General features: G+C 71.0%; 14 protein-coding genes, 1 tRNA gene and 1 pseudogene. 3 read left to right on the top strand and 13 right to left on the bottom strand.

Going from position 1 to position 19,643, the window contains the following annotated elements; all coding sequences use genetic code 11:
• Positions 1 to 164: 164 nt before the first annotated feature.
• From QFZ64_RS30415 to QFZ64_RS30425, 3 genes are all read right to left on the bottom strand, one after another.
• Positions 165 to 1,172 carry a Gfo/Idh/MocA family oxidoreductase gene (locus QFZ64_RS30415; RefSeq protein ID WP_307070672.1) on the bottom strand — a complete coding sequence of 336 codons (1,008 nt, stop codon included), beginning with the start codon at positions 1,170 to 1,172 and terminating at the stop codon, positions 165 to 167.
• An 88-nt stretch (positions 1,173 to 1,260) separates the two neighbouring features.
• The gene (locus tag QFZ64_RS30420; protein ID WP_307070673.1) at positions 1,261 to 2,037 is read right to left on the bottom strand and encodes an SDR family oxidoreductase; all 777 of its coding nucleotides are present in this window, start codon (positions 2,035 to 2,037) and stop codon (positions 1,261 to 1,263) included.
• A gap of 39 nt (positions 2,038 to 2,076) precedes the next feature.
• Positions 2,077 to 3,249: a phytanoyl-CoA dioxygenase family protein gene (locus tag QFZ64_RS30425; protein ID WP_307070674.1), complete on the bottom strand. Its 1,173-nt coding sequence runs from the start codon at positions 3,247 to 3,249 to the stop codon at positions 2,077 to 2,079.
• A gap of 139 nt (positions 3,250 to 3,388) precedes the next feature.
• Between QFZ64_RS30425 and QFZ64_RS30430 the strand changes: the two genes are divergently transcribed.
• Complete coding sequence (locus QFZ64_RS30430; RefSeq protein WP_307070675.1) at positions 3,389 to 4,450, top strand: LacI family DNA-binding transcriptional regulator; 1,062 nt, start codon at positions 3,389 to 3,391, stop codon at positions 4,448 to 4,450.
• A 93-nt stretch (positions 4,451 to 4,543) separates the two neighbouring features.
• Positions 4,544 to 4,617 (top strand) — tRNA-Pro (locus tag QFZ64_RS30435).
• A 56-nt stretch (positions 4,618 to 4,673) separates the two neighbouring features.
• Here the strand turns inward: QFZ64_RS30435 and QFZ64_RS30440 are convergent.
• The 4 genes and pseudogenes from QFZ64_RS30440 to QFZ64_RS30455 all read right to left on the bottom strand — a co-directional run.
• Positions 4,674 to 5,079, bottom strand: a pseudogene (locus QFZ64_RS30440) (tyrosine-type recombinase/integrase); the annotation flags it as partial.
• Between the two features lie 201 nt (positions 5,080 to 5,280).
• Entirely contained in the window at positions 5,281 to 6,654 is a 1,374-nt protein-coding gene (locus QFZ64_RS30445; RefSeq protein ID WP_307070676.1) for an MFS transporter, read from the bottom strand.
• Positions 6,647 to 8,407: a dihydroxy-acid dehydratase gene (locus QFZ64_RS30450; protein ID WP_307070677.1), complete on the bottom strand. Its 1,761-nt coding sequence runs from the start codon at positions 8,405 to 8,407 to the stop codon at positions 6,647 to 6,649. Before QFZ64_RS30450 ends, QFZ64_RS30445 begins: the two co-directional genes overlap by 8 nt.
• Before the next feature lie 110 nt (positions 8,408 to 8,517).
• Positions 8,518 to 9,891, bottom strand: a complete 1,374-nt coding sequence (locus QFZ64_RS30455; RefSeq protein ID WP_307070678.1) for an FAD-dependent oxidoreductase — start codon at positions 9,889 to 9,891, stop codon at positions 8,518 to 8,520.
• Between the two features lie 69 nt (positions 9,892 to 9,960).
• Here QFZ64_RS30455 and QFZ64_RS30460 point away from each other — a divergent pair, with 69 nt between their 5' ends.
• Positions 9,961 to 10,629, top strand: a complete 669-nt coding sequence (locus QFZ64_RS30460) for a GntR family transcriptional regulator (protein ID WP_307070679.1) — start codon at positions 9,961 to 9,963, stop codon at positions 10,627 to 10,629.
• A 198-nt stretch (positions 10,630 to 10,827) separates the two neighbouring features.
• Here the strand turns inward: QFZ64_RS30460 and QFZ64_RS30465 are convergent, their stop codons facing one another.
• The 6 genes from QFZ64_RS30465 to QFZ64_RS30490 form a co-directional block, all read right to left on the bottom strand.
• Positions 10,828 to 11,679: a hypothetical protein gene (locus QFZ64_RS30465; RefSeq protein WP_307070680.1), complete on the bottom strand. Its 852-nt coding sequence runs from the start codon at positions 11,677 to 11,679 to the stop codon at positions 10,828 to 10,830.
• A 147-nt stretch (positions 11,680 to 11,826) separates the two neighbouring features.
• A complete protein-coding gene (locus tag QFZ64_RS30470) occupies positions 11,827 to 12,210 on the bottom strand; it encodes a RidA family protein (protein ID WP_307070681.1) in 384 nt (127 codons plus the stop codon).
• A gap of 333 nt (positions 12,211 to 12,543) precedes the next feature.
• On the bottom strand, positions 12,544 to 14,040 hold the full coding sequence (locus tag QFZ64_RS30475; RefSeq protein ID WP_307070682.1) for a carboxylesterase/lipase family protein: 1,497 nt from the start codon (positions 14,038 to 14,040) through the stop codon (positions 12,544 to 12,546).
• Positions 14,041 to 14,062: 22 nt separating this feature from the next.
• Positions 14,063 to 14,974, bottom strand: coding sequence for an MBL fold metallo-hydrolase (locus tag QFZ64_RS30480; protein WP_307070683.1), 912 nt, complete (start codon positions 14,972 to 14,974; stop codon positions 14,063 to 14,065).
• Between the two features lie 495 nt (positions 14,975 to 15,469).
• Positions 15,470 to 17,716, bottom strand: coding sequence for an FUSC family protein (locus QFZ64_RS30485; protein WP_307070684.1), 2,247 nt, complete (start codon positions 17,714 to 17,716; stop codon positions 15,470 to 15,472).
• A gap of 688 nt (positions 17,717 to 18,404) precedes the next feature.
• Positions 18,405 to 19,445 carry an MBL fold metallo-hydrolase gene (locus QFZ64_RS30490; protein ID WP_307070685.1) on the bottom strand — a complete coding sequence of 347 codons (1,041 nt, stop codon included), beginning with the start codon at positions 19,443 to 19,445 and terminating at the stop codon, positions 18,405 to 18,407.
• Positions 19,446 to 19,643: the final 198 nt, after the last annotated feature.

Genomic DNA, 19,643 nt, shown 5'->3' on the forward strand with positions numbered 1-19,643 from the left:
CCGACCGGACCACCGGGGCCGTCGTGCCGTGGAGCAGAGCTCCGGCAGCTGATCGGGTACCGCACCGCCGCCGTCGCGGTGCGGCGGCGGCCGCCCCCGGACCGACTTCGGGAACAACGTCGCCGGGGGCGGCGGTGCGGGGGACACCGCCGCCGCGCCCTCCGCTACGACTCCCGGCGCACCTCCTCGAGTGTGACCGGCCGGTGCTCGGCCAGCGACAGCGCGCACGCCTCCGCGATCCAGCCGGCCTCCAGCGCGTCCTCCACCGTGCACGGTGAGGGGCGCCGGCCGGCCACCATCTCGGTGAACCCGGCCAGTTCGCGGCGGTAGGCGTCGGTGAAGCGGTCCATGAAGAAGTCGTACGGCAGCCCCGCCGGGAACGACACCCCCGGCTCCACCGAGCGCAGCGGCAGCCGGTCCTCCAGGCCGACCGCGATGCTGTCGTTGAAGCCGTGCAGCTCCATGCGGACGTCATAACCCCGGGCGTTGTGGCGGCTGTTGGACACCACGGCGAGCGTGCCGTCGTCCAGGGTGAGCAGCGCGCCCGTGGTGTCCGCGTCGCCCGCCGCCTTGATGAACTCGGCACCCCGGTTGCCGCCGGTCGCGTACACCTCGGTGACCTCGCGGCCGGTGACCCAGCGGATGATGTCGAAGTCGTGCACCGCGCAGTCGCGGAAGATGCCGCCGGACGTGGCGATGTACGCGGCCGGCGGCGGCGCCGGGTCCAGCGTCGTGGACCGCACGGTGTGCAGCGGGCCCAGCTCGCCGCGGCGCACGGCCTCCCGGGCGGCGGTGAAACCGGCGTCGAAGCGGCGGTTGAAGCCGATCTGGATCTCCACCCCGCTGTCCCGCACCGCCGCCAGCACCTCGGTGCCCTCCCGCATGGTGCGGGCGACCGGCTTCTCGCAGAACACGGGCACCCCGGCCCGTACCGCCGCCAGCAGCAGCTCCGGGTGGGCGTCGGTGGCCGCGGCGATCACCACGCCGTCCACGCCCGCCGCCAGGACGGACTCCGGTGTGTCCGCCACCTCGGCGCCGAACCGCTCGGCGGCCCGCTTGGCGGCCGCCGTGACCGGGTCGGTGACCACGAGGGAGTCGACCACCGGGAGGGCGGAGAGGGTCTCGGCGTGGAACGCGCCGATCCGTCCGAGCCCCATGATGCCGATGCGCATGTGCTGCCTTTCGTTTCGTTCTCAGCCGTGCTCAGGGTCCGGCGTGTCCCGTCGTGGGTTCCGTCGCGGGCCCCCGCCGGACCGTACGTCAGTCCTGTCCGCCGACGACGGTCTGGTCCCAGTCGACGACCGACCCGGTGACCACGCCGGAGCGGTCGGACAGCAGCAGGACGACGAGGTCGGCGATCTCGGCGGGGTCGCCGAGTCTGCCCATGGGCAGCCGTCGGCCCGCCTCCTCGCGCCAGTCGTCGCCCGCCCCGTGGAAGGTCCGCTGGGTGGTGTCCTCCCCCTCCGTCGCCGTCCAGCCGATGTTGAGCGTGTTGATCCGGACGCGGTCCCAGCGGTGGGCGTGGGCCGCGTTGCGGGTCAGCCCGGCGAGCCCCGCCTTGGCGGCGGAGTACGCGGCGAGGTGCGGCGGGCCGCCGTGCGCGCAGTTCGAACCGATGTTGACGATCGTGCCGGGCGCCCCCCGCCGCACCATGTCCGCCACGGCGGCCCGCATCGCGAAGAACGGTCCCCGGAGGTTGACCGCCAGGTGCGCGTCGAACAGTTCGGGCGTGGTGTCGAGCAGCGTGCCCCGCGAGGTGAGCCCGGCGGCGTTCACCAGGCAGTCGATCCGGCCGTGCGCCGCCACCACCCGGGTCACGCTCGCGCCGGCCTCCTCCGCGTCGGCGAGGTCGGCGCGGGCGTACGTCGCCCTCGCCCCGGCGGCGGTCAGTTCGGCGACCAGGGCCTCGCCCGGCTCCGGGCGGCGCCCGGTGACCGTGACCGTCGCACCCTCCCGCGCGGCGGCCCGGGCGACGGCGGCGCCGATGCCCTGGGTGCCGCCGTTGACCAGGAGCACCTTGCCCTCCAGCAGTCCCATCGCGTGCCCTCTTCTCCCGTTCCGGCCGGCTGTGCGGCGTCAGCCGCGGCGGCGCCCGGCGGTGGCCGCCAGGGCCTCGCGCAGCGCTTCCGGCGTCCACTCCTCGCGAACCGCGCGCCGGACCAGGTCCGCCTGCGAGGGCGGGGCCAGGCCGTCCACCGGCGGGTCGAGGTCCAGGTCGGTGGGGAAGGGGTAACCCTCGGCACAGGCGGCGACGACCCGGTCCAGCCACTCCCCGTCCGCGCCCGCCGCCTTCCGCTTCAGCAGCACCGGATACACCGCGTTCACCACGGCCTCGCGGTCCACTCTCTCCATGGCCCGGCCGAACGCCGACGAGATCTGCAGCAGATTCGCCATGCGCCGGACGTCCGCCGACCGGTTGGCGCCGGCCGCGTGGAACAGCGCCGGGTTGAAGAAGACCGCGTCCCCCTTGGCGAGCGGGAGCTGGACGTGGTGGGCGTCGAAGTAGGCGCGGAACTCCGGCAGCCGCCAGGCCAGATAGCCCGGCTCGTAGCGCTGTGAATACGGCAGGTAGAGCGTCGGTCCCGACTCGACCGGCATGTCGCGGTGCGCCACCGCGCCCTGCAGGGTGAGCACGGGGGAGAGGCGGTGGACGTGCGCCGGGTACGCGGCCGCGGCGTCGGCCGACAGGAAGCCCAGGTGGTAGTCGCGGTGCGGCGACTGGGCGGTGCCACCGGGATTGACCTGGTTGAGCTGCGAGGTGATCTGGTAATTGGGGCCCAGCCACGCCTCGCACACCTGCGCGAGAACCTCGTTGGCGTAGTAGTCCGCGAACACCTCGGGGTCCTGCCGGGCCAGTTTCTCCAGCGCGTTCCACACCCGGTCGTTGGCGCCCGGCGCGGCGAAGTGGTCGCCCGCGAGGGTGCCGGCCGCGCGCTGCGCGTCGATCACCGCCTCGAAGGCCGCGGTGGCCCGGTCCACGACCGAGGCGTCCGGGAAGGCGTTCCGGAAGACGGCGACCCCCGGCCCGTCGGTCAGTGCGCGCACCACCTCCTCCGACACCGCCCGCCGCTCGGCCCTCCCCGCGGCACGCAGCCGGTCACCGTCATAGAAGAGGACGTTGTCCACCACCCCGGCGGCGTGGGGATGGTCGGCCGGATCGGTGGTGCGCTCCACCAGGGCACGGAAGACGGCGAGGTCGCAGTCCTGCTCGGACAGCCACGAGCTGCGCACGGGGGTGGCGTGGGACATCGGCGTCCTTTCCTGACCGAGGGGCGACGGGACGCCCGATCACTGCCATTCTGGGCAGCGCGGACCCCTCGGGCAACCAGCAGAGAACCCTCAAAAACCCCTCAGCCGCCCCGGAGCGAATCCCTAGGAGACCCCTGAGATGCCCCACCCGTACCCGTTGCGTGAGATCGCCCGTCAGGCGGGGCTCAGCGAGGCCACCGTCGACCGTGTCCTCAACGAACGCGGGGGAGTGCGCCCCGGCACCGCGCGCGAGGTGCACCGGGCCGTCGCCGAGCTCGACCGGCAGCGGACGCAGGTCGGACTGGTCGGCCGCACCTTCATGATCGACATCGTGATGCAGGCGCCGGAACGGTTCTCCTCCGCCGTGCGCGCCGCCCTGGAGGCCGAACTGCCCCTGCTCCAGCCCGCGGTGCTGCGCTGCCGCTTCCATCTGCGCGAGACCGGACCCGTGGCGGAACTCGTCGCCACCCTGGACCGGATCGCCCGGCGCGGCTCCCGGGGCGTGCTGCTGAAGGCACCCGACGTGCCCGAGGTCACCGCCGCCGCCGGACGGCTCACGGCGGCCGGCGTCCCGGTCGTGACCCTCGCCACCGACCTGCCCGCGGCCGACCGGCTCGCCTACGTCGGCATCGACAACCGGGCGGCCGGCGCGACGGCCGCGTACCTGACCGCGCAGTGGCTCGGCGACCGCCCCGGCAGTGTGCTGATCAGTCTGAGCAGCGGCTTCATGCGCAACGAGGAGGAGCGCGAGATGGGCTTCCGCGGCACCCTGCGCAGCCTGCGGCCCCGGCACGCGCTGGTCGAGATCGACGAGGGGCAGGGGCTGGACGCCGCCCAGTACCACCTCGTCCGGGACGCGCTCGCCCGCGATCCGGAGATCCGCGCGGTCTACTCGATCGGCGGCGGCAACGTGGCCACGCTGGAGGCGTTCGAGGCGGCGGGCCGCGAGTGCGCGGTGTTCGTCGCGCACGACCTCGACCAGGACAACACCCGGCTGCTGGCCGCGCACCGGCTCTCCGCGGTCCTCCACCACGACCTGCGCCAGGACATGCGCCAGGCCTGCCGGATCGTCCTGCGGGCCCACGGGGCACTGCCCCCGGCGGGGCCCGTGCGGCCGTCGGCGATCCAGGTGGTGACGCCGTACAACATGCCGCCGGAGGCCGGGGACGCCGCCGGGGTCCTGGCCGGCGGCCCCGCTTGAGCCGGGCGCCCACGGCCGGGAATTGGGACGCGGTGCGCCCGTACGGTAGGGTTGACCTGCGTGATCGCGCGGGCAGCCCGCGCCGGACGCGACCGGGACGTGGCGCAGCTTGGTAGCGCACTTGACTGGGGGTCAAGGGGTCGCAGGTTCAAATCCTGTCGTCCCGACTGGAGACGGTCGCAGGTCAGGGCCGGTTTCGGAGGAATCCGAAACCGGCCCTTCGTCATTCTTGGGGACCAGCTGGGGACCGGTTGGGGACCGGCGCCCTTGACCGTGGCCAGTGGGTCACGACGATCGGGCTCGGCAGGGAGCGCGGTGCGCGCAGGACGCCGAGGTGGGCGGAGAGCGCTGCCCCGGCGGCCGTGATCCTGTGTACGTCCCGGTGCGGGCAGCGCTGGGTGGTGGTCAGGGAGCCGTGGCCGGCGATGCGTCGCAGGACGTGTACCTGGACCTGGGCGTCGGCGAACCAGGTCAGTCCGGTGTGCCGGAGGTCGTGACGGCGTGGGTGCTCGTAGCCGAGTTTGGTGACCACGTCGTCCCGGTGTGTGGCGTCGCGCAGGACGGCGGTGGGGATTCGTCCGCCGCGCGGGCCGGTGAACAGGGCGGGCATCGGGATTCGGGCCGACGGCCTGGGCGCCGGCCGTCGAGGCGGAGAAAGCGCTTCGATCCGACCTCGATTCGAACCGCGCTGCTCGGAGGTGGACACGACGTCTGCCGCCAGTGCGGAGCCAGGCGTACGAGGGCGGGCGGAGCTGCCGGAGCAGGGCCGAGGAGGGCGCGGTGGACGGGGCATCCCGACCGGCCGCCGCGCCCCCACCGGACGGGGTGCGTCACTCGGCTCGGTTCTGGAGTCCACGAGGGCTGAGTGGCACGGCAACCGCGGAGGCGGCCTTCGGGGTGCGGCCGTCTTGGGTGCGGGCGTCATGGTCGAGGCCGCGGCCGGATGTCTCCGGCCCCATGGCCAGCGCCGCGAGAGTGATGAGGGACAGCAGGGCCATGTAGACCACGATGGGCCACCAGTGGTCGGCCCATGCGTAAAGAACGGTGGCGATGAAGGGTGACAGGCCCCCTGCGACTACGGACCCGATCTCCCTGGCGAAGGCGAAGCCGGTCAGCCTGAACTCGGTGTCGAAGAGCTCCGCGTACCAAGCCGCCTGAGGCGCGAGCATCGCCGGATAGACGAGCCCGAGGCCGACGACGAAGGCGCCGACCACCGCGACGGAGTCGGTGGTGCCGACCAGGAGGAAGAACGGGACGAGCCACAGCAGGGAGAGTGCGGCACCGGCCGCGTACACGGGGCGGCGCCCCCAGCGATCGCTGAGCCAACCGTAGAACGGAACGGTGGCCAGTTGTACGGCGGAAGCGGTCATGACCGCGACCAGGCCGAGGGAGTCGCCGAGGCCCAGCGTGGTGGAGATGTAGGCGACCCCGAAGACGGGGAAGAGGTACGCGAAGCCGTTCTCCCCCATCCGTGTGCCGATCACGATGAAGAAGCTGCGGGGATGCCGCCGCAACGCCGCGAACAGGGGCGACGGCTGCCGCTCCGACTCCTGGACGGCCGTGAACGCCTCCGGTTCCTGCACCCGTCGGCGCACCAGGTAGCCGACGGCCACACAGACCGCACCGAGCAGGAAGGGGATGCGCCAGCCCCAGGCCTCGAAGGCGCTTGTCGGCATCAACATGAACAGCGCGAAGACGCCGTTGGCGAGGAGAGTCCCCACGGCGAAACCGAGGGGTGCGGCCGATCCGGCAAGACCTCGGCGCCCGGGATCGGCGTGCTCCACCGACAGCACCACGGCTCCCGCGTACTCACCACCGGCGCCGAAGCCCTGCACCAGCCTCAGCAGCACCAGTAGCGCGGGAGCGAGCGGGCCGAGGGTCGCGTAGGTGGGCAGCAGGCCGATCAGCGTGGTGGCGCCGCCCATCAGCAGCAAGGTCAGCACCAGGACCCTCTTGCGGCCCATCCGGTCACCCAGCCGCCCCAGCACGAGCCCGCCCAATGGCCTGGCCACGAAACCGACGGCATAGGTGGCGAGGGCGGCAAGGGTGCCGGTCACCGGGTTGTCAGTGGGGAAGAACGCCGAGTTGAGGACGATCGCGGCGGCTGTGCCGTAGATGATGAAGTCGTACCACTCCAGGACTGTGCCCACGAGGGCGGCCGCGGCCGCTCTTCTGGCGTGCGGATTCCGCGACGGCTCATTCATCGGAGCTCTCCCGTCCCAGCGGGGCCGGGCGGCGCAGTACTGCCCCCTGCTGGACCGGGCCGACGAGAGCGGCGTACTGGCCGAGCCAGCCCCGTTCCTCTTCCGGCCGGCCGGCTGTCACCGGACTGCCATGCCTGAGGGGCGAGACGTCGATGAGCCGGGCGTCGAGGTCGATGCTGATGGTGTCACCTGCCTCGACGCCGGCGAGGGGGCCGCCGTCCGCAGCCTCCGGCATGACCTGTCCGACGACCAGTCCGTGGTTGAGGCCGGAGAGCTCGCCATCGGTGACCACTGCGACCTGGCCACCGAGGCCGGCGCCATTGAGGGCGGCGACGAAGCTTGCGGCGAACACCGTGCCCGGACCGCCGCGGGGACCCATACCGCGCAGGATGATCACTTCACCGGGCTGGATGCCGTTCTCCCCGAGGGCACTGATGGCCTCGTCCTCGGAGGCGAACACGTTGGCCTTCCCGGAGAACTGGCGTCGGGCGTCGCCGGCGCCCGCGACCTTGACGATGGCACCGTCCGGCGCGAGAGAGCCGCGCATGATGAGCAGTCCGGGTTCGTCGCGGACCGGATCGTCGAGCCGGCGCAGAATCTGACCGTCCGCCTCGGATGCCTCGCGTGCGAGTTCACCGACAGTGCGGCCGGAGACGGTGCGGGCGCCCTGGTCGAGGCGGGGCAGGAGCGTACGCAGAACGGTCTGCACACCTCCGACTCGGTCGAGATCCCAGACCTGATGGGGTCCGTTGGGCCGGATGGTGGCGAGCTGGACGGCGCTGCGTCCTCGCTCCTCGAAGGCGGCGACCACATCCATGTCGAGGTCCGCCTCGTTGGCGACGGCCGCGAGGTGCCGCACGCAGTTGACGGATCCGCCCAATGCCAGTGCCACTTCGATGGCGTTGCCGACGGCCTCGCGGGTGAGGACCTTACGGGCGGTCAGGCCTTCGGCCACCATGTCGACGATGCGGGTGCCGGCCTCCGCGGCCCGGGCGCGCATGGGTACGGAGTCGGCTCGGGTGGGCGCCGAGCCTGGGATGGTCATGCCGAGGGACTCCGCGAGGATGTGCATGGTGTTGGCCGTGGCCAGCCCCGCGCAGACTCCGGGACCTTTGATGGCCGAGTCGGCGAGCCGGCCCAGTTCCTCGGTGGTCATGCGTCCGGACTTCACGGCACCGACCGACTCGTAGACGGTATCGATGTCGACAGAGCAGCCGGCGTGCTGTCCACCCTGTTGGTAGCCGCCGATGACGAGGATCGAGGGGAGGTCGAGGCGCGCGGAGGCCATCAGGTGGGCCGGGGTGGTCTTGTCGCAGGAGGAGAGGCACACCATTCCGTCGAGGGAAGCTCCTTCGACGGCGGCCTCGATGTCGTTGACGATGAGGTCGCGCGTGGGCATGAGATAACGCCCCTTGCGGCCGGCGCTGGTGACGAAGTCGCTCGGGGCGACCGTCCTGATCTCCAGGGGCAGTCCCCCTGCTTCCCAGATCGCCTCGGAGACGACGTCGACGATGCCGTCGAGGTGGGCGAAGCACACGGAGAGCTTGGACGAGGTGTTGACCACGGCGATCTTCGGGCGCTCCTGGTCCTCCGGGGCGTGTCCCATCGACGTCCACTGCGCCCTGCGTACGGCCCACCTCGTGCTGCCGGGCGTGAAGTTGCTGCGCAGGCGGCCGGGGCTGCCGCGGTCCTCGTCGGGCAGCGGGCGACGTTCGGTGGGGTGGGCCGGGCTGTGCTGGCTGGTGGAGGACATGGCGGCGGCTCTCTCTCAAGCGTGTACGGGGTGTGTGAGCGGGCGGCTACGGGTGTGTGAAGGGGCGGCTACGGGGTGGGTGAGCGGGCGGGTACGGGGCCGGAGGTCGGTCACAGGTCACTTCCGGCCAGGCGCATCCGTGCACGCACGTCCTGGCCGTCGAGACGGCGGTAGGGGGTGTCGGTCTCCAGGGACATGAGGGTGGCCGCGGCTGCCGCATGGCCGTACTCGAAGCACTGGGCGGTGACACGGGCGGAGGCGAGCGCCTCGTGCTGGGCGCTCAGGCAGCGGCCGGCGACGATGACGTTCTCCCCGGTGCGGGGGACGAGTGCCTGATAGGGCACCTCGTAGAAGTCGTCGTAGAGCCAGGTCAGCTTCGGGTGGTCGCCGCTGTGCAGCTCGATCGGCCACGCGGAGCGGACCACGCCGTCGGGACGCTTGCGGCACGCGACCACGTCGTCGTTGCGGAGGGTGTCGACCCCGACGATGCTGCGTGTCTGCCGGATACCCGCCTCGACGCCGGTGTCGACCACGAAGGAGTTCTCACAGCCGGGCAGGTTGGCCCGCAGGAACGTCTCGTACTCACGTACCTGGCGGCGGCCGTAGAGCTCGGCTTCCGTGAAGTCCTCGGGGTCGATGACGTTCAGCATCCTGCCGTCACGGCCGATGAGGCGGGTGGCGTTGACCAGGAGTTCACCGGGGCGCGGCGTGCGGAAGATCCATATCTTGGAACGTGGGAGGTCGGCCCCCCGCTCTCGGGCCTGTTCGAGGGCTTCTGTCACCTCGGGCGGGCAGATGGTGTCGGGGCCGTAGTAGTCCTCGTACGCGTCGGTGTCGACGTTGCCGAGCCGGAAGAACATGGTCGGGTTCTGGATGGCGCCGTCGTCTCCGAAGAAGGTGGCACCGCCGGCGCGAGCCACGACGGCGGCATCGCCGGAGGCGTCGATCACACGGCGTGCCCGGACGACCGAGCGGCCGGCATTGGACTCCACCACCACGCCGCGCAACGTGTCACCGTCCATGACCGGTGCGATGACTCCGGTGTGGAACAGCAGGCGGACGCCGGCTGTCTCCAGCAGGGCGTCGGCGGTTTCCCGCCACACCAGCGGGTCGTGGGCCTCGGTCCACGTCTTGCCGTACCGCTGCGGGTCGGTGAGTCCGCCGCGCCTGCGCAGTTCGGAGCGGAAACGGTCGGTGAAGCCCTGGACGAGACGCTCCGGGGCGCGGGGGGCTTCCGAGGCCAGGTACAGGCCGCAGATGGTGCCGGACATGCCGGCGACCGCCGCCCCTCCGGCGAAGCCGTACTTCTCCACCAGGACGACGGTGCAACCGGCTTCGGCCGCGATCGTCGCTGCGGCGACCCCGGCCGCACCGGCTCCCACCACTACGACGTCCACATCGGCCAGCAATGGCAGCGCCTCAGCGTCGATGTCCGAGGTGTCCAACCGCCAGGCGGGGAACTCCCGCTGCGATGTATTACTCATATATCAGTTGTACATGACTAGAATGTTCGTTGTCTACGTAGGCGCAGGCCGTGAACAAGAGGGAGCGTCGTGCAGCACCAGCCGAACAAGGCGGACCAGGCTTATGAGCTCTTGGAAGAGAAGATCACCTTCCAGGAGCTGGCTCCTGGACAGCTCCTGTCGGAGGCGATGCTGATGGAACTCACCGGCTTGGGGCGGACGCCGGTGCGCGAGGCCTTGCAGCGCCTCGCCCGCGAGCGCATGGTCGAGATCCTTCCCCGCCGCGGAGTCTTCGTGGCCACGATCTCCACGGAGGAGCACTTCCGCCTGCTGCTCGAGCTCCGCCGCGCGATGGAGGACCTGGCGGTGCGGCTCGCCGTGTTTCGCGCGGAGACCCCGCAGAAGGAGTCGATGGTCGAACTGAGTGGCCGATTGGACGCCTTCGACGGTGACGACATGCGTGCCTTCGCGCTGCTGCTGAAGTCCGTTCACGGACTGGTCACGGCAGCGGCGCACAACGATTACCTTCAGCTGGCCATGGCGCCGCTGCAGGCACTGTCCCGTCGCTTCTGGTTCGCCCATCTGCCGGACGTCACCACGCACCTGGCGCAGGCCGCCCGCATGCACAGCGCCATCCTGCAAGCGGTGGCCCACGGGGACGAGTCGGTCGCCGTAGCGGCGTCACACAGCCTGAACGATTACCTGATCGACGTGACCTATCAGGCTCTGTCCGCACCACGCCGCACAGGTATCGGCTGACCTGCGTCCGCGGCATCTGGAGAGTGCCGTCCCGCAGGAAGCTGAGCCGGTTGGCCATCGCCGCGGCCAACGACCGCGGCACGGTGCTCGACGAAGTGTCCCGCGGTTCGGCCCGCACCCCGACCGCCCACGCGTCTTCTCGCACCAACGCAGATGACCAGATCGGTCTCGACGGTCAGCACGGGCTGGTCGACTGGCTCACAGGTCGCGATGGCCGGCCGACATGGCGGTGATAGCGCACTCGGCCGCGTGGCGAGCCGCGAACGGGGTGGGAAAGGTCCCACAGCCGTGTGTGATGCGCTCGGACGTCCCCGGCCGCAGCTGCCACCTCCAGGTGAACTGGACGGGGGCGACGTCGGGATGGCTCCAGATCGGCATCTCCGGGGGCGGCAGAGCCTCCGCCCGGTCGACCAGGATGTGGCGCTTCACTCCGCTGATGCAAGCCTCTGCCGACTCCTGCCCCTGTTCTGCGCCGCTCCTCCACCGCAGCGGGGTGGGTGTGGACTCGGAGGCCTCGATCAGGGCGTCGGCCAGGTCCGCCAGGCAGAGGTACAGGGCGGCACGGACCGCCTGCGTGTGGAGGCGGCCCCAGTGCTGTGGGGGTCGTTCGGCGATGTCGTCGACGAGGGAGTGGGCGCCGAGTTCGCACAGCGTCTCCTCGAGGTCCGGACCGGCGAAGCCGAGCACAGTGGCGGCGCCCTTGGCCGCATCCTCCCAGGTGAGCGCGGCGTCATGGGCGAGCTGGGCGAGATCACCGATGCCGAGGTCGTCCACCAGTTGCTCTATGTATTGTGCGGCGACCTCTGACGGGCCCGGCACTTGGACGTCGAGGACGCCGGAGCGCACGTGGGCGGCAGCGCTGATGTCGCCCGGTTGCAGTGCCCCCGGCGCTGTCGTGGCGCCCACTTCGAGGACTTGCAGGTAGAGAGCCCGTACAGGGTGCGCTCCCCGGGGAGGCGCCGGCCGGCCCGAGAGCTCGCACACCGCGTCCACGAGGTCGGCCCTGGTGACGCGGAGCGCGCGGCACGCCTGCGGCAAGCGATCAGTCATGCCTTTCCGTTCTCCGAAGACGTCCGTTGAGTGCCACCAGGCCAGCGACGGCGCTCGCGGGCACCGTATGTCATGACGCGGCCGATCGGTCGCGGCAACCCGGGACGGGCTGTCGCAACCGATCGGCCGCGCTGCGACGGGCCCTGGTCAGCCGTCGATGGCGGCGAGGGCGTCGATCTCCACCAGCATGCCGGGCGGAAGCGCCATGTAGACGGTGGTACGGGCCGGGAACGGCTCGCCCACCGCCTCGGCGTATGCCTGGTTCATCTCGGCGAGATGGGCCGGGTCGGTGAGGTAGACGCGCAGGATGAGCACGTCCTCCAGGCTCGCACCGGCCGCTTCGAGGACCGCGGTGACGTTGCGCAGGACCTGTGCGGTCTGCTCGGCGACCGTGCTGCCCACGATGTTCCCGGTCGCCGGGTCGAGGGGCAGCTGGCCGGCGACCTGGACGAGTCCGCCCTTGCGTACGCCCTGGGACAGGGGAGCGGGAAGCACGGGGGCGTCCTTGGTACTGATGATGGTCCTGCTCATGGGAGTTTCCTCGGTCTGCTTCAGAGGGGAATGTCTGCGAGACGGCCGGATCCGTGGTGAGAAGGATCGCGAGGCGTCTCGGTGGGTGACCTCGGCGAGGGCCCGCCCGGCCACGGGGCGGGAGGGCCGGGCTGTCAAGGTCCGGTGGGGACGGGCTGTCAAGGTCCGGTGGGGACGGGGGCGGATGGACCGATTCGGTTCATGACCAGTCCCGGGAGCGGACGCGGACGCCCGCCCCGTTCCGGCTGCGAAGCCGGCCCGCGCCTGCCGGTGAGGGCGGCTGCCGGAGCCCGGGGAGCCGTCGTGTGCCGCGGGCCCCGGGGTGGGCGGCGCTCAGCTCCAGAACTGTCGCTCCGCGCTGCGCGGATCCTCCGTGAGAGTCCACTCGCTGTCGATGCGCATGGTGGCCCGACGGGTGGTCTCGTAGCGGTCCCAGCCGGGGGCGCCACTCCTGGCGAATTCGATCCAGGTGGCGTGTACCCGACGCGACAGTTCGGCGGGAGGTTCCACCGGACCGAGGATGGCCTTCGCGCCGTGCAACTGCGGCAGGGCGGTGACGTCGAAGACGAAGGGCAGCTCCATGGCGTGGGTGGCCCCCAGCTCACCGTTCAGCGCCTGGGAGCGCCAGGCGAACTCGTAGGCGTACGTGTCCGACCTCGGGTGGTGGGAGGCGTGGGCCTCGGCCATACGCCGGCTGCCCTTGCCGAAGAGCGCATCGGCCATGATGGCCGACCGGAGTTCCCCGGAGGACGCCTGCGGACGCTCCCGACGGAGGGTCTCGACGAGTCCGGCAGGGTCACGGTGCGCGCGTGCCGCGGCGGCGTCGACGTCGGCGTCGGTCGACGTGGAGTAGTTGCCCAGCGGGGCGAGGTAGAGGTTTCCCTCCTCGGAGTTGGTTCCGACGAGCAGGTCGACGCCTTCGGCGGCGCCCGCGGCCACGGCGTCGGCCGGCTGCACATCGAGGACCAGGCTGAACGGGCTCAGGCCGATCAGCGGATCGGAGTGGGTCTCGGTCCTCAGGTCGATACCCGCCAGCTTGGGCATGATCTCGACGAACCGATCGTCAGGGATGGCGGCGAAGGCGTCCGCACGGGGCTCGACGCCGAGGGCCTCCGCCGCCGCCCGGGTCACGCGGGCGGCCTGCTCGGGGCTGAAGGCGCCCAGCCCGCTGCCGCTCTGGACGATGGCGTGCTGGAAGAGACCTTCGGCCTCACGATGCGCCAGGACACCGCCGACGATGGTGGCTCCCGCGGACTGACCGAGCAGGGTGACGTTGCCCGGGTCGCCACCGAAGGCCGCGATGTTGGAACGCACCCACCGCAGGGCGGCGACGACGTCGAGCAGGCCCCGGTTGGCGGGGGCGCCGGGGAGGTCGAGGAAGCCGGAGATGCCCAGTCGGTAGTTGAGGGTCACGAAGACGACGCCGTCGCGAGCGAACGCGCTGCCGTCGTAGAGCGCGGACCGGGTCGAGCCGGCCACGAACCCGCCGCCGTGCACGAAGACCATCACGGGAAGGTCGCCGGACGCTCCCTCGGGCGCCCATACGTTGACGGTGAGGTAGTCCTCACCGGGGATCCAGCCGGGGCCGAAGTACGGGGACATGTCCAGGTCGCCGAACGCGTCCCGCTTGGCCTGCGGTGCCGTGGGCCCGGCCTCGGTGGCGTCGCGCACCCCGTCCCACGGAGCGTGGGGCCGCGGGGGTGCGAAGCGGCCAGCGCCTACGGGCGGTGCGGCGTAGGGGATGTTGAGGAAGACAGCGGTGCCGTCCTGGCGCAGACCGCGGACGGCACCCTGCGCGGTCTTTATGATGGGGTTTGTGTGGTTGTTCACCGGTTGGGCCTCTCTCGGCTGATCAGCTCTGGGCGTACGGGGAGAACGCGGCCCAGGACTTGATGGCGAACTTGTCTCCGTCGCGCTGCACCTCGGCGGCGCCGGAGCCGCCCAGGTGCGCGGGGACGACGAGGGCGTTGTTGTCGGCCGCCCAGCTCAGGACCTTGCGCCGGGTGGCGCGGGCCGCGGCGGGGTCCTCGCAGAAGCAGCTGTTGGAGTCGGGCTCGTGGATCTGGACCGGGTTGTGCATCATGTCGCCGACGAAGACCGCCCGGTCCGATCCGGAGTCCAGCATCAGGATCGAGGAGCCCGGGGTGTGGCCGGGGGCGAGGTCGAGGCGCAGGTTGGCGTCGATCCGGTGGCTGTCCTCCCAGAGCTGGGCCAGACCGGCCTGGTGCACGGGGGCGACGCTGTCCTCGAAGACGTTCTGGTTGCCGCGGCCCGGCAGGGGCTTGTGCTCATTGGCCGGGTTCCAGAAGTCGAAGTCCGCCTTGGGCATGAGGTAGGTGGCGTTCGGGAACGTGGGCACCCAGGTCCGGCCGTCGAGGTAGGTGTTCCAGCCCACGTGGTCGATGTGCAGATGCGTGTTGATCACGATGTCGACGTCCTCGGGACGGACACCGGCGCGGGCGAGGTTGTCCAGGAAGTTCGTGTTCAGGTGGCTCCACACCGGCGCGTAGGGGCGTTCCTTGTGGTTGCCGACACCGGTGTCGACCAGAATGGTCTTGCCCTCGCTGCGCAGCACCCACGTCTGGATCGCGGAGTTGACGATCCGGGTCTCGGCGTCCAGGAAGTCCGGCGCCAGCCAGGAACGGTGGGTCTCCCACGCCTCCGCCGGGCTCTCCGGGAAGAACACCTCGGGGGTCATGTCGACGGGGCCGAAGTATTCCCAGACACGGGTAATCGTGACATCGCCGAGGGTGATGGTATCCATGATTGATCTCCAGTTCGATCGGATCCGCATCGCTCGGGACCGTGGTGCGGCACGGATGCGGATGAGCGGCTGTTCACTACGGGAACGCGGATGCCTCGCAGCTGCGGGGCGGTGCGCCTTCGACGTGCCGGCGCGCAACCGGAGGATGGGCTTGACATCCGCTTCCGGCCGACGACCACCCGGGTGGGAGACGGCCGGGGCTGCGGAGCCTTCATGCCGGTCCCCGCCGGGTGGCGACAGGGCCGCCTCCCGGCGAGTACGACCGCTCCGTGAGCGACCCCGCACCACGATGCTGCGGCACCGGGCACGTGCCGCGGTATACGTCACGTGACTGCACCTGGCCACGACGGACCGCCGACCGCTGGACGGAGTCGCACCTCAACGACGACCCGTGCCCACCGGCCCACGCCCCGGCCTGTGCCGTCCGGGAAAGAAGTGGCGGCCGAGAAGGATTCGAGGCTGCTCGATTTGGCGGGCGACACGGTCGGTCGCCGTCTACGCGCGGGGGGCACAGGGGACGGCCGTAGTCGCGGACGTGCACGTCCCGCGAAGTGGTGCGGCCGGTCGTGGCCCGGTGCCGTGCGGACGACGGCCCGGGGCGTGGCCGGGTTCCGGGGCGAGCGGGTCCAGGGCTCGCGCGAGCACGATCAAGGTCGCGTCGAGGTGATCGATGTGCAGCAGCAGGCGCTGCTCCGGGCGACGCATACGCCGCTCGTCCGAGAGCAGGGACAGCGCCCTGGTGACCCTGGGGCGCGCTGTGTGCGAGGCGACTCCCGGTCGACGGCGCGTGATGCGGATCAGCTGTGTCACGGTCTCCTGCGCGCGGTCGGCCGCGGCGGTGAGCCGGGTGGCGCACTGCGCGTCCTGGCCCGCCGGGAAACGCCCGGCCGTGGCGGCCAGGCTCCGTGCGTGGTAAGCAGCAGCCTCCAGCAGTTCCACCAGGTGGCGGGCGCGATCACGTCGACCACGCTGCGGGTTGAGCGGGTGGGTGAGCGGCAGAGACGCTTTGCCGAAGGACTCCAGTGCTTGGTCGAGGTCATGGGCCGCGCGCACCCAGCTCGTCGATGTTCCCGCGCCCGGGCTTCCTGTGGTGGCCCGAAGGAGGCGGTGGAGGACCAGCAGGAAGTTGGCCAATTCCTCGTCACTGGCCCGGCGGACCGTGGTGGGCAGAATCAGGACGGCGGCGAGGATCCCGCAGGCCACTCCCAGTGCGGTCTCCTCGACGCGCAGGAGCAGCACGTGCGTCGAGAAGGTGCCCAGGAGCGCGAGCAGCAGGCTGAGCATGCAGGTGATGAAGAACGTCACCGCCCAGTAGGCGACGGACGGCATGGAGAACATCCCGAACATGCAGACCAGCAGCAGGACCAGGAGAAGCGGGCCGTCTCCGCCGACCAGGGCGGCGAGACCGTAGCCGGCCACCACGCCGATGACGGTGCCCGTCAGCCGCCGGAGACTTTGCAACAGGACTTCGCCGATGCTCTCGTTCTTGATGAATACGACCCAGGACGCCGCGACGGCCCAGTACCACAGCTGCGGGGACAGGAGATGACCGCCCACGATGGCGAGTGCCGAGGCAGTGGTCACCTGGAAGGCCTGTTGGGTGACCGCGCGCTTCAGGCTTGCGGTGTCCCTTTCCCCGCGCCGCTCCACTGCGAGGGCTTGCCCCTGCAGTGTGGCGGGCTCGCGCGCAGGTGTCCCGCGTTCTCGCCGGAGGCCGACGCGCGGGCCGAGAGCCCGCAGGGCTGCGGTGAGTTCGTCGACTGCTTGGAAGCAGTCCCGCACGTGTGCGGATCCGGCCGGCCGGCGCGCCGGACCGTCCTCACGCTGCTCCCCGTACTGCTCGGAGGGACGGGCCGTTCCAACGGTCAACTGGTGTCGGAGAACCTGGATCCGTCCCGCGAGCTGCTGTCGTGCTGTCCGTTCCGCCAGGCCGTCGAGGCTCGGTTGCGTTCGGGCCGCGCGGACTGTGAGCACGGCTAGCCGCTGCGCAGCCACCTCGACATGAGAGATGTGCTGCAGCAGCAGGTCGTCGGTGGCCCGGTCGACCGCGCGTTCATCGAGGAAGTCCTCGATCAGAAGCACGGATGCGTGCAGCCTGTCCAGGTGGCGCTCCAACGATCGCCTCCGGGTGTGGACGTCCTGACCAGTGGCGATCATGGAGGCTGTGTCCCGTAGGACATCGTGCAGACGCCCGTCGAAGGCACGCCGCAGCCGCGTCAGGACGCCGGACACCGTCCTGGGGCCCGCGCAGTACCACACGGTCGCGACGGCCCCGAATGCGATGAGTACCGCTGCCCCGAGCTGCGGAAGCTGGACCACTCGGGCCTGGGTGAACTGCGACAGGAAGAAGGCCATGAAGCCGAAGATCCCCAGCCCCAGCCCTCTCGCGCCGAATCGGCGGGCCTGGACGGCCAGATGGATCAGCAGCAGGAACAGCATCTTCGCTGCCGTCGGGTACGGAGCCAGCACGGCTCCGGCGGTCAGGGCCGCGAGGAAGAGTGGAGCCCCGAGCCCGAGCGTGATGAGCTGGTTGCGCGGGTGCAGGTCACTGATCGCCAGTGACGTCACCATCGCGGTGAAACCGCCGGCCAGCAGTGCCATGTCGGACCCTTGCAGCGCTGTCAGCACGGCGAGGGTCGCGGCGGCGCCGAGCACGGCGCGCATCGCGGAGGTGAGACGCATCAGCCCCGGGCCAATGCCGGCCAAGCGGTCCCACAGCAATGCTTTTGTCCTTGCCACCATGGGGTTCTCCGTCATCCTTCCGCCTGTGGACGGTCGTGCCCGCGGCTGACGGCGCGGAGCCACCGCGTGGCGGTCGTCCGCGCGGGACCCTGCGTCACCGCGATACGCCAGACGGCGAGGGGAGGGGGCTGAGGGTCCCGCCGGCCGGCTCATTACCGCGTCATCAGTCTCGACGAGCGGGGGTTCCGTCCGGTATGCGTCAGGTGACTGCTTTCGGAGGGTCGTGACTGAACGGGCACGGGAGCCCGCCACCGGGACGGGAGACGGGCTGCACTCTCCGATGCGCCGAGCCGCGTCCCGCGTGCTCCGGTTTTGGCGGCGGCGGCGGCGGTGCTGTGCAGCGCAGCGGGATGCCCGCGTATCCGGGGAGACCTCGCAGGTGACAGCCAGGTTCTGCGGCGCGACATGGATTGCGCACCCGCGCAGGTCCTTGCCGTCGGTGCCCGCTGCGGCTGACTGCCGGTGCTGGACAGCGACACGGCCCGGACCTCCCACTGCCCGGACCGCCCCACGGCCACGACGGGCTGAGCAGCGCCCGGGTGCCCGGGTGCCCGGTGGTCGCAGGGCGCCGGACCGGTGTCGGGTGCCGGCGCCCCGCTCGTCGCCCAGCGGTCGCGGGCCTCAGGCGCTCATCGCCGGAGTGGTGGTGGGTGGGGGCTCGCGATGCCCGGCGGTCCTTCCGGCCGGTTCAGCTGCGGCTGAAGCCCGCCCACTCCTTGATCTTGAAGTAGCTGCCGTTGCGCTCCACCTCGGCGGCGCCGTGGCCGGGAAGGTGGGCGGGCAGGACGAGGGCCTTGTTGTCGGCGGCCCACTCCAGTTCGCGGCGCCGGGTCGCGAGCGCGTTCTTCTCGTCCTCCTCGAAGCAGCTGTTGAATTCGGGGTGCTCGAGCTGGAGCGGGGTGTGCAGCAGGTCGCCGGTGAACAGCGCCTTTTCCTTGCCCGATTCCAGCCGGAGGACGGACGAGCCGGGAGTGTGCCCGGGGGCGAGGTGCAGCTTCAGGCTGCCGTCCAGGGTGTGCGAGTCCTCCCACAGCTTCACCAGGCCGGCGTTGTGGACCGGGAGTACGCTATCCTCCCAGACGTTCTGGTTGCCCTGCCAGTATTTCGGCCGCGCCGGGCCCTGGGGGTTCCAGAAGTCGAATTCGACCTTGGGGATCACGTACGTGGCGTTGGGGAAGGTCGGCACCCAGTCGCGGTCCCTGCGTTGGGTGTTCCAGCCGACGTGGTCGTTGTGGAGGTGGGTGTTCACGACGACGTCGACGTCCTCGGGACGGACCCCGGCGCGGGCGAGGCGGCGCAGGAAGTCGGTGTCCATGTACTGCCACTGCTTGGCGTAGGGACGGAATTTGTCGTTTCCGGCGCCCGTGTCGATCAGGATCGTCTTGCCCTCACTACGCAGGACCCAGGTCTGCAGGGCGGAGCTGACCATGTCGGTGCCGGAGCTCCAGAAGTCCGGGCTCAGCCAGTTCTCGTTCTCCTGCCACAGCTCCGGCGCGCTGTCCGGGAAGAACTGGCGCGACGTCAGGCCCACCGGACCGCTGAACTCGACGACACGGGTGATGGTGACCTTGCCCAGTTCGATCGTCTGGACCCGCGTGCGGCGTTCGGCGGCGGACGCGGGGAGCCGGCTGCCGAACAGGCCGGCGGCACCGACGGCCGCGCCGATGCCCGCGGTCATTCCGACGAAGCCGCGCCGGCTCAGGGAACGTGAACGAATTTCGCTGTCCATTTATTGCACTCCGATGAAATCCACACATGACGTCCTGTTGCGCCGGCCGTTGGAGGCGGCCAGGACTGTGACAAAGCCGCTTTCATGTCATCACGGCCTGTTCAACCATGGTGCTTCCAGGAGCAGTCAACGGGTATCAGTCACGTGACTGAGATGGGAATCGCCTGTATCCGTCACGTGACTGATGCGGGGATGCGG

Source organism: Streptomyces sp. B3I8, from assembly GCF_030816915.1.
Classification (GTDB): Bacteria; Actinomycetota; Actinomycetes; order Streptomycetales; family Streptomycetaceae; genus Streptomyces.

Coding starts and splice junctions, on each gene's coding strand:
- QFZ64_RS30415 (WP_307070672.1), bottom strand. CDS start 1,172: ATGCGCATCGGCATCATGGGGCTCGGACGGATCGGCGCGTTCCACGCC.
- QFZ64_RS30420 (WP_307070673.1), bottom strand. CDS start 2,037: ATGGGACTGCTGGAGGGCAAGGTGCTCCTGGTCAACGGCGGCACCCAG.
- QFZ64_RS30425 (WP_307070674.1), bottom strand. CDS start 3,249: ATGTCCCACGCCACCCCCGTGCGCAGCTCGTGGCTGTCCGAGCAGGAC.
- QFZ64_RS30430 (WP_307070675.1), top strand. CDS start 3,389: ATGCCCCACCCGTACCCGTTGCGTGAGATCGCCCGTCAGGCGGGGCTC.
- QFZ64_RS30445 (WP_307070676.1), bottom strand. CDS start 6,654: ATGAATGAGCCGTCGCGGAATCCGCACGCCAGAAGAGCGGCCGCGGCC.
- QFZ64_RS30450 (WP_307070677.1), bottom strand. CDS start 8,407: ATGTCCTCCACCAGCCAGCACAGCCCGGCCCACCCCACCGAACGTCGC.
- QFZ64_RS30455 (WP_307070678.1), bottom strand. CDS start 9,891: ATGAGTAATACATCGCAGCGGGAGTTCCCCGCCTGGCGGTTGGACACC.
- QFZ64_RS30465 (WP_307070680.1), bottom strand. CDS start 11,679: ATGACTGATCGCTTGCCGCAGGCGTGCCGCGCGCTCCGCGTCACCAGG.
- QFZ64_RS30470 (WP_307070681.1), bottom strand. CDS start 12,210: ATGAGCAGGACCATCATCAGTACCAAGGACGCCCCCGTGCTTCCCGCT.
- QFZ64_RS30480 (WP_307070683.1), bottom strand. CDS start 14,974: ATGGATACCATCACCCTCGGCGATGTCACGATTACCCGTGTCTGGGAA.
- QFZ64_RS30485 (WP_307070684.1), bottom strand. CDS start 17,716: ATGGTGGCAAGGACAAAAGCATTGCTGTGGGACCGCTTGGCCGGCATT.
- QFZ64_RS30490 (WP_307070685.1), bottom strand. CDS start 19,445: ATGGACAGCGAAATTCGTTCACGTTCCCTGAGCCGGCGCGGCTTCGTC.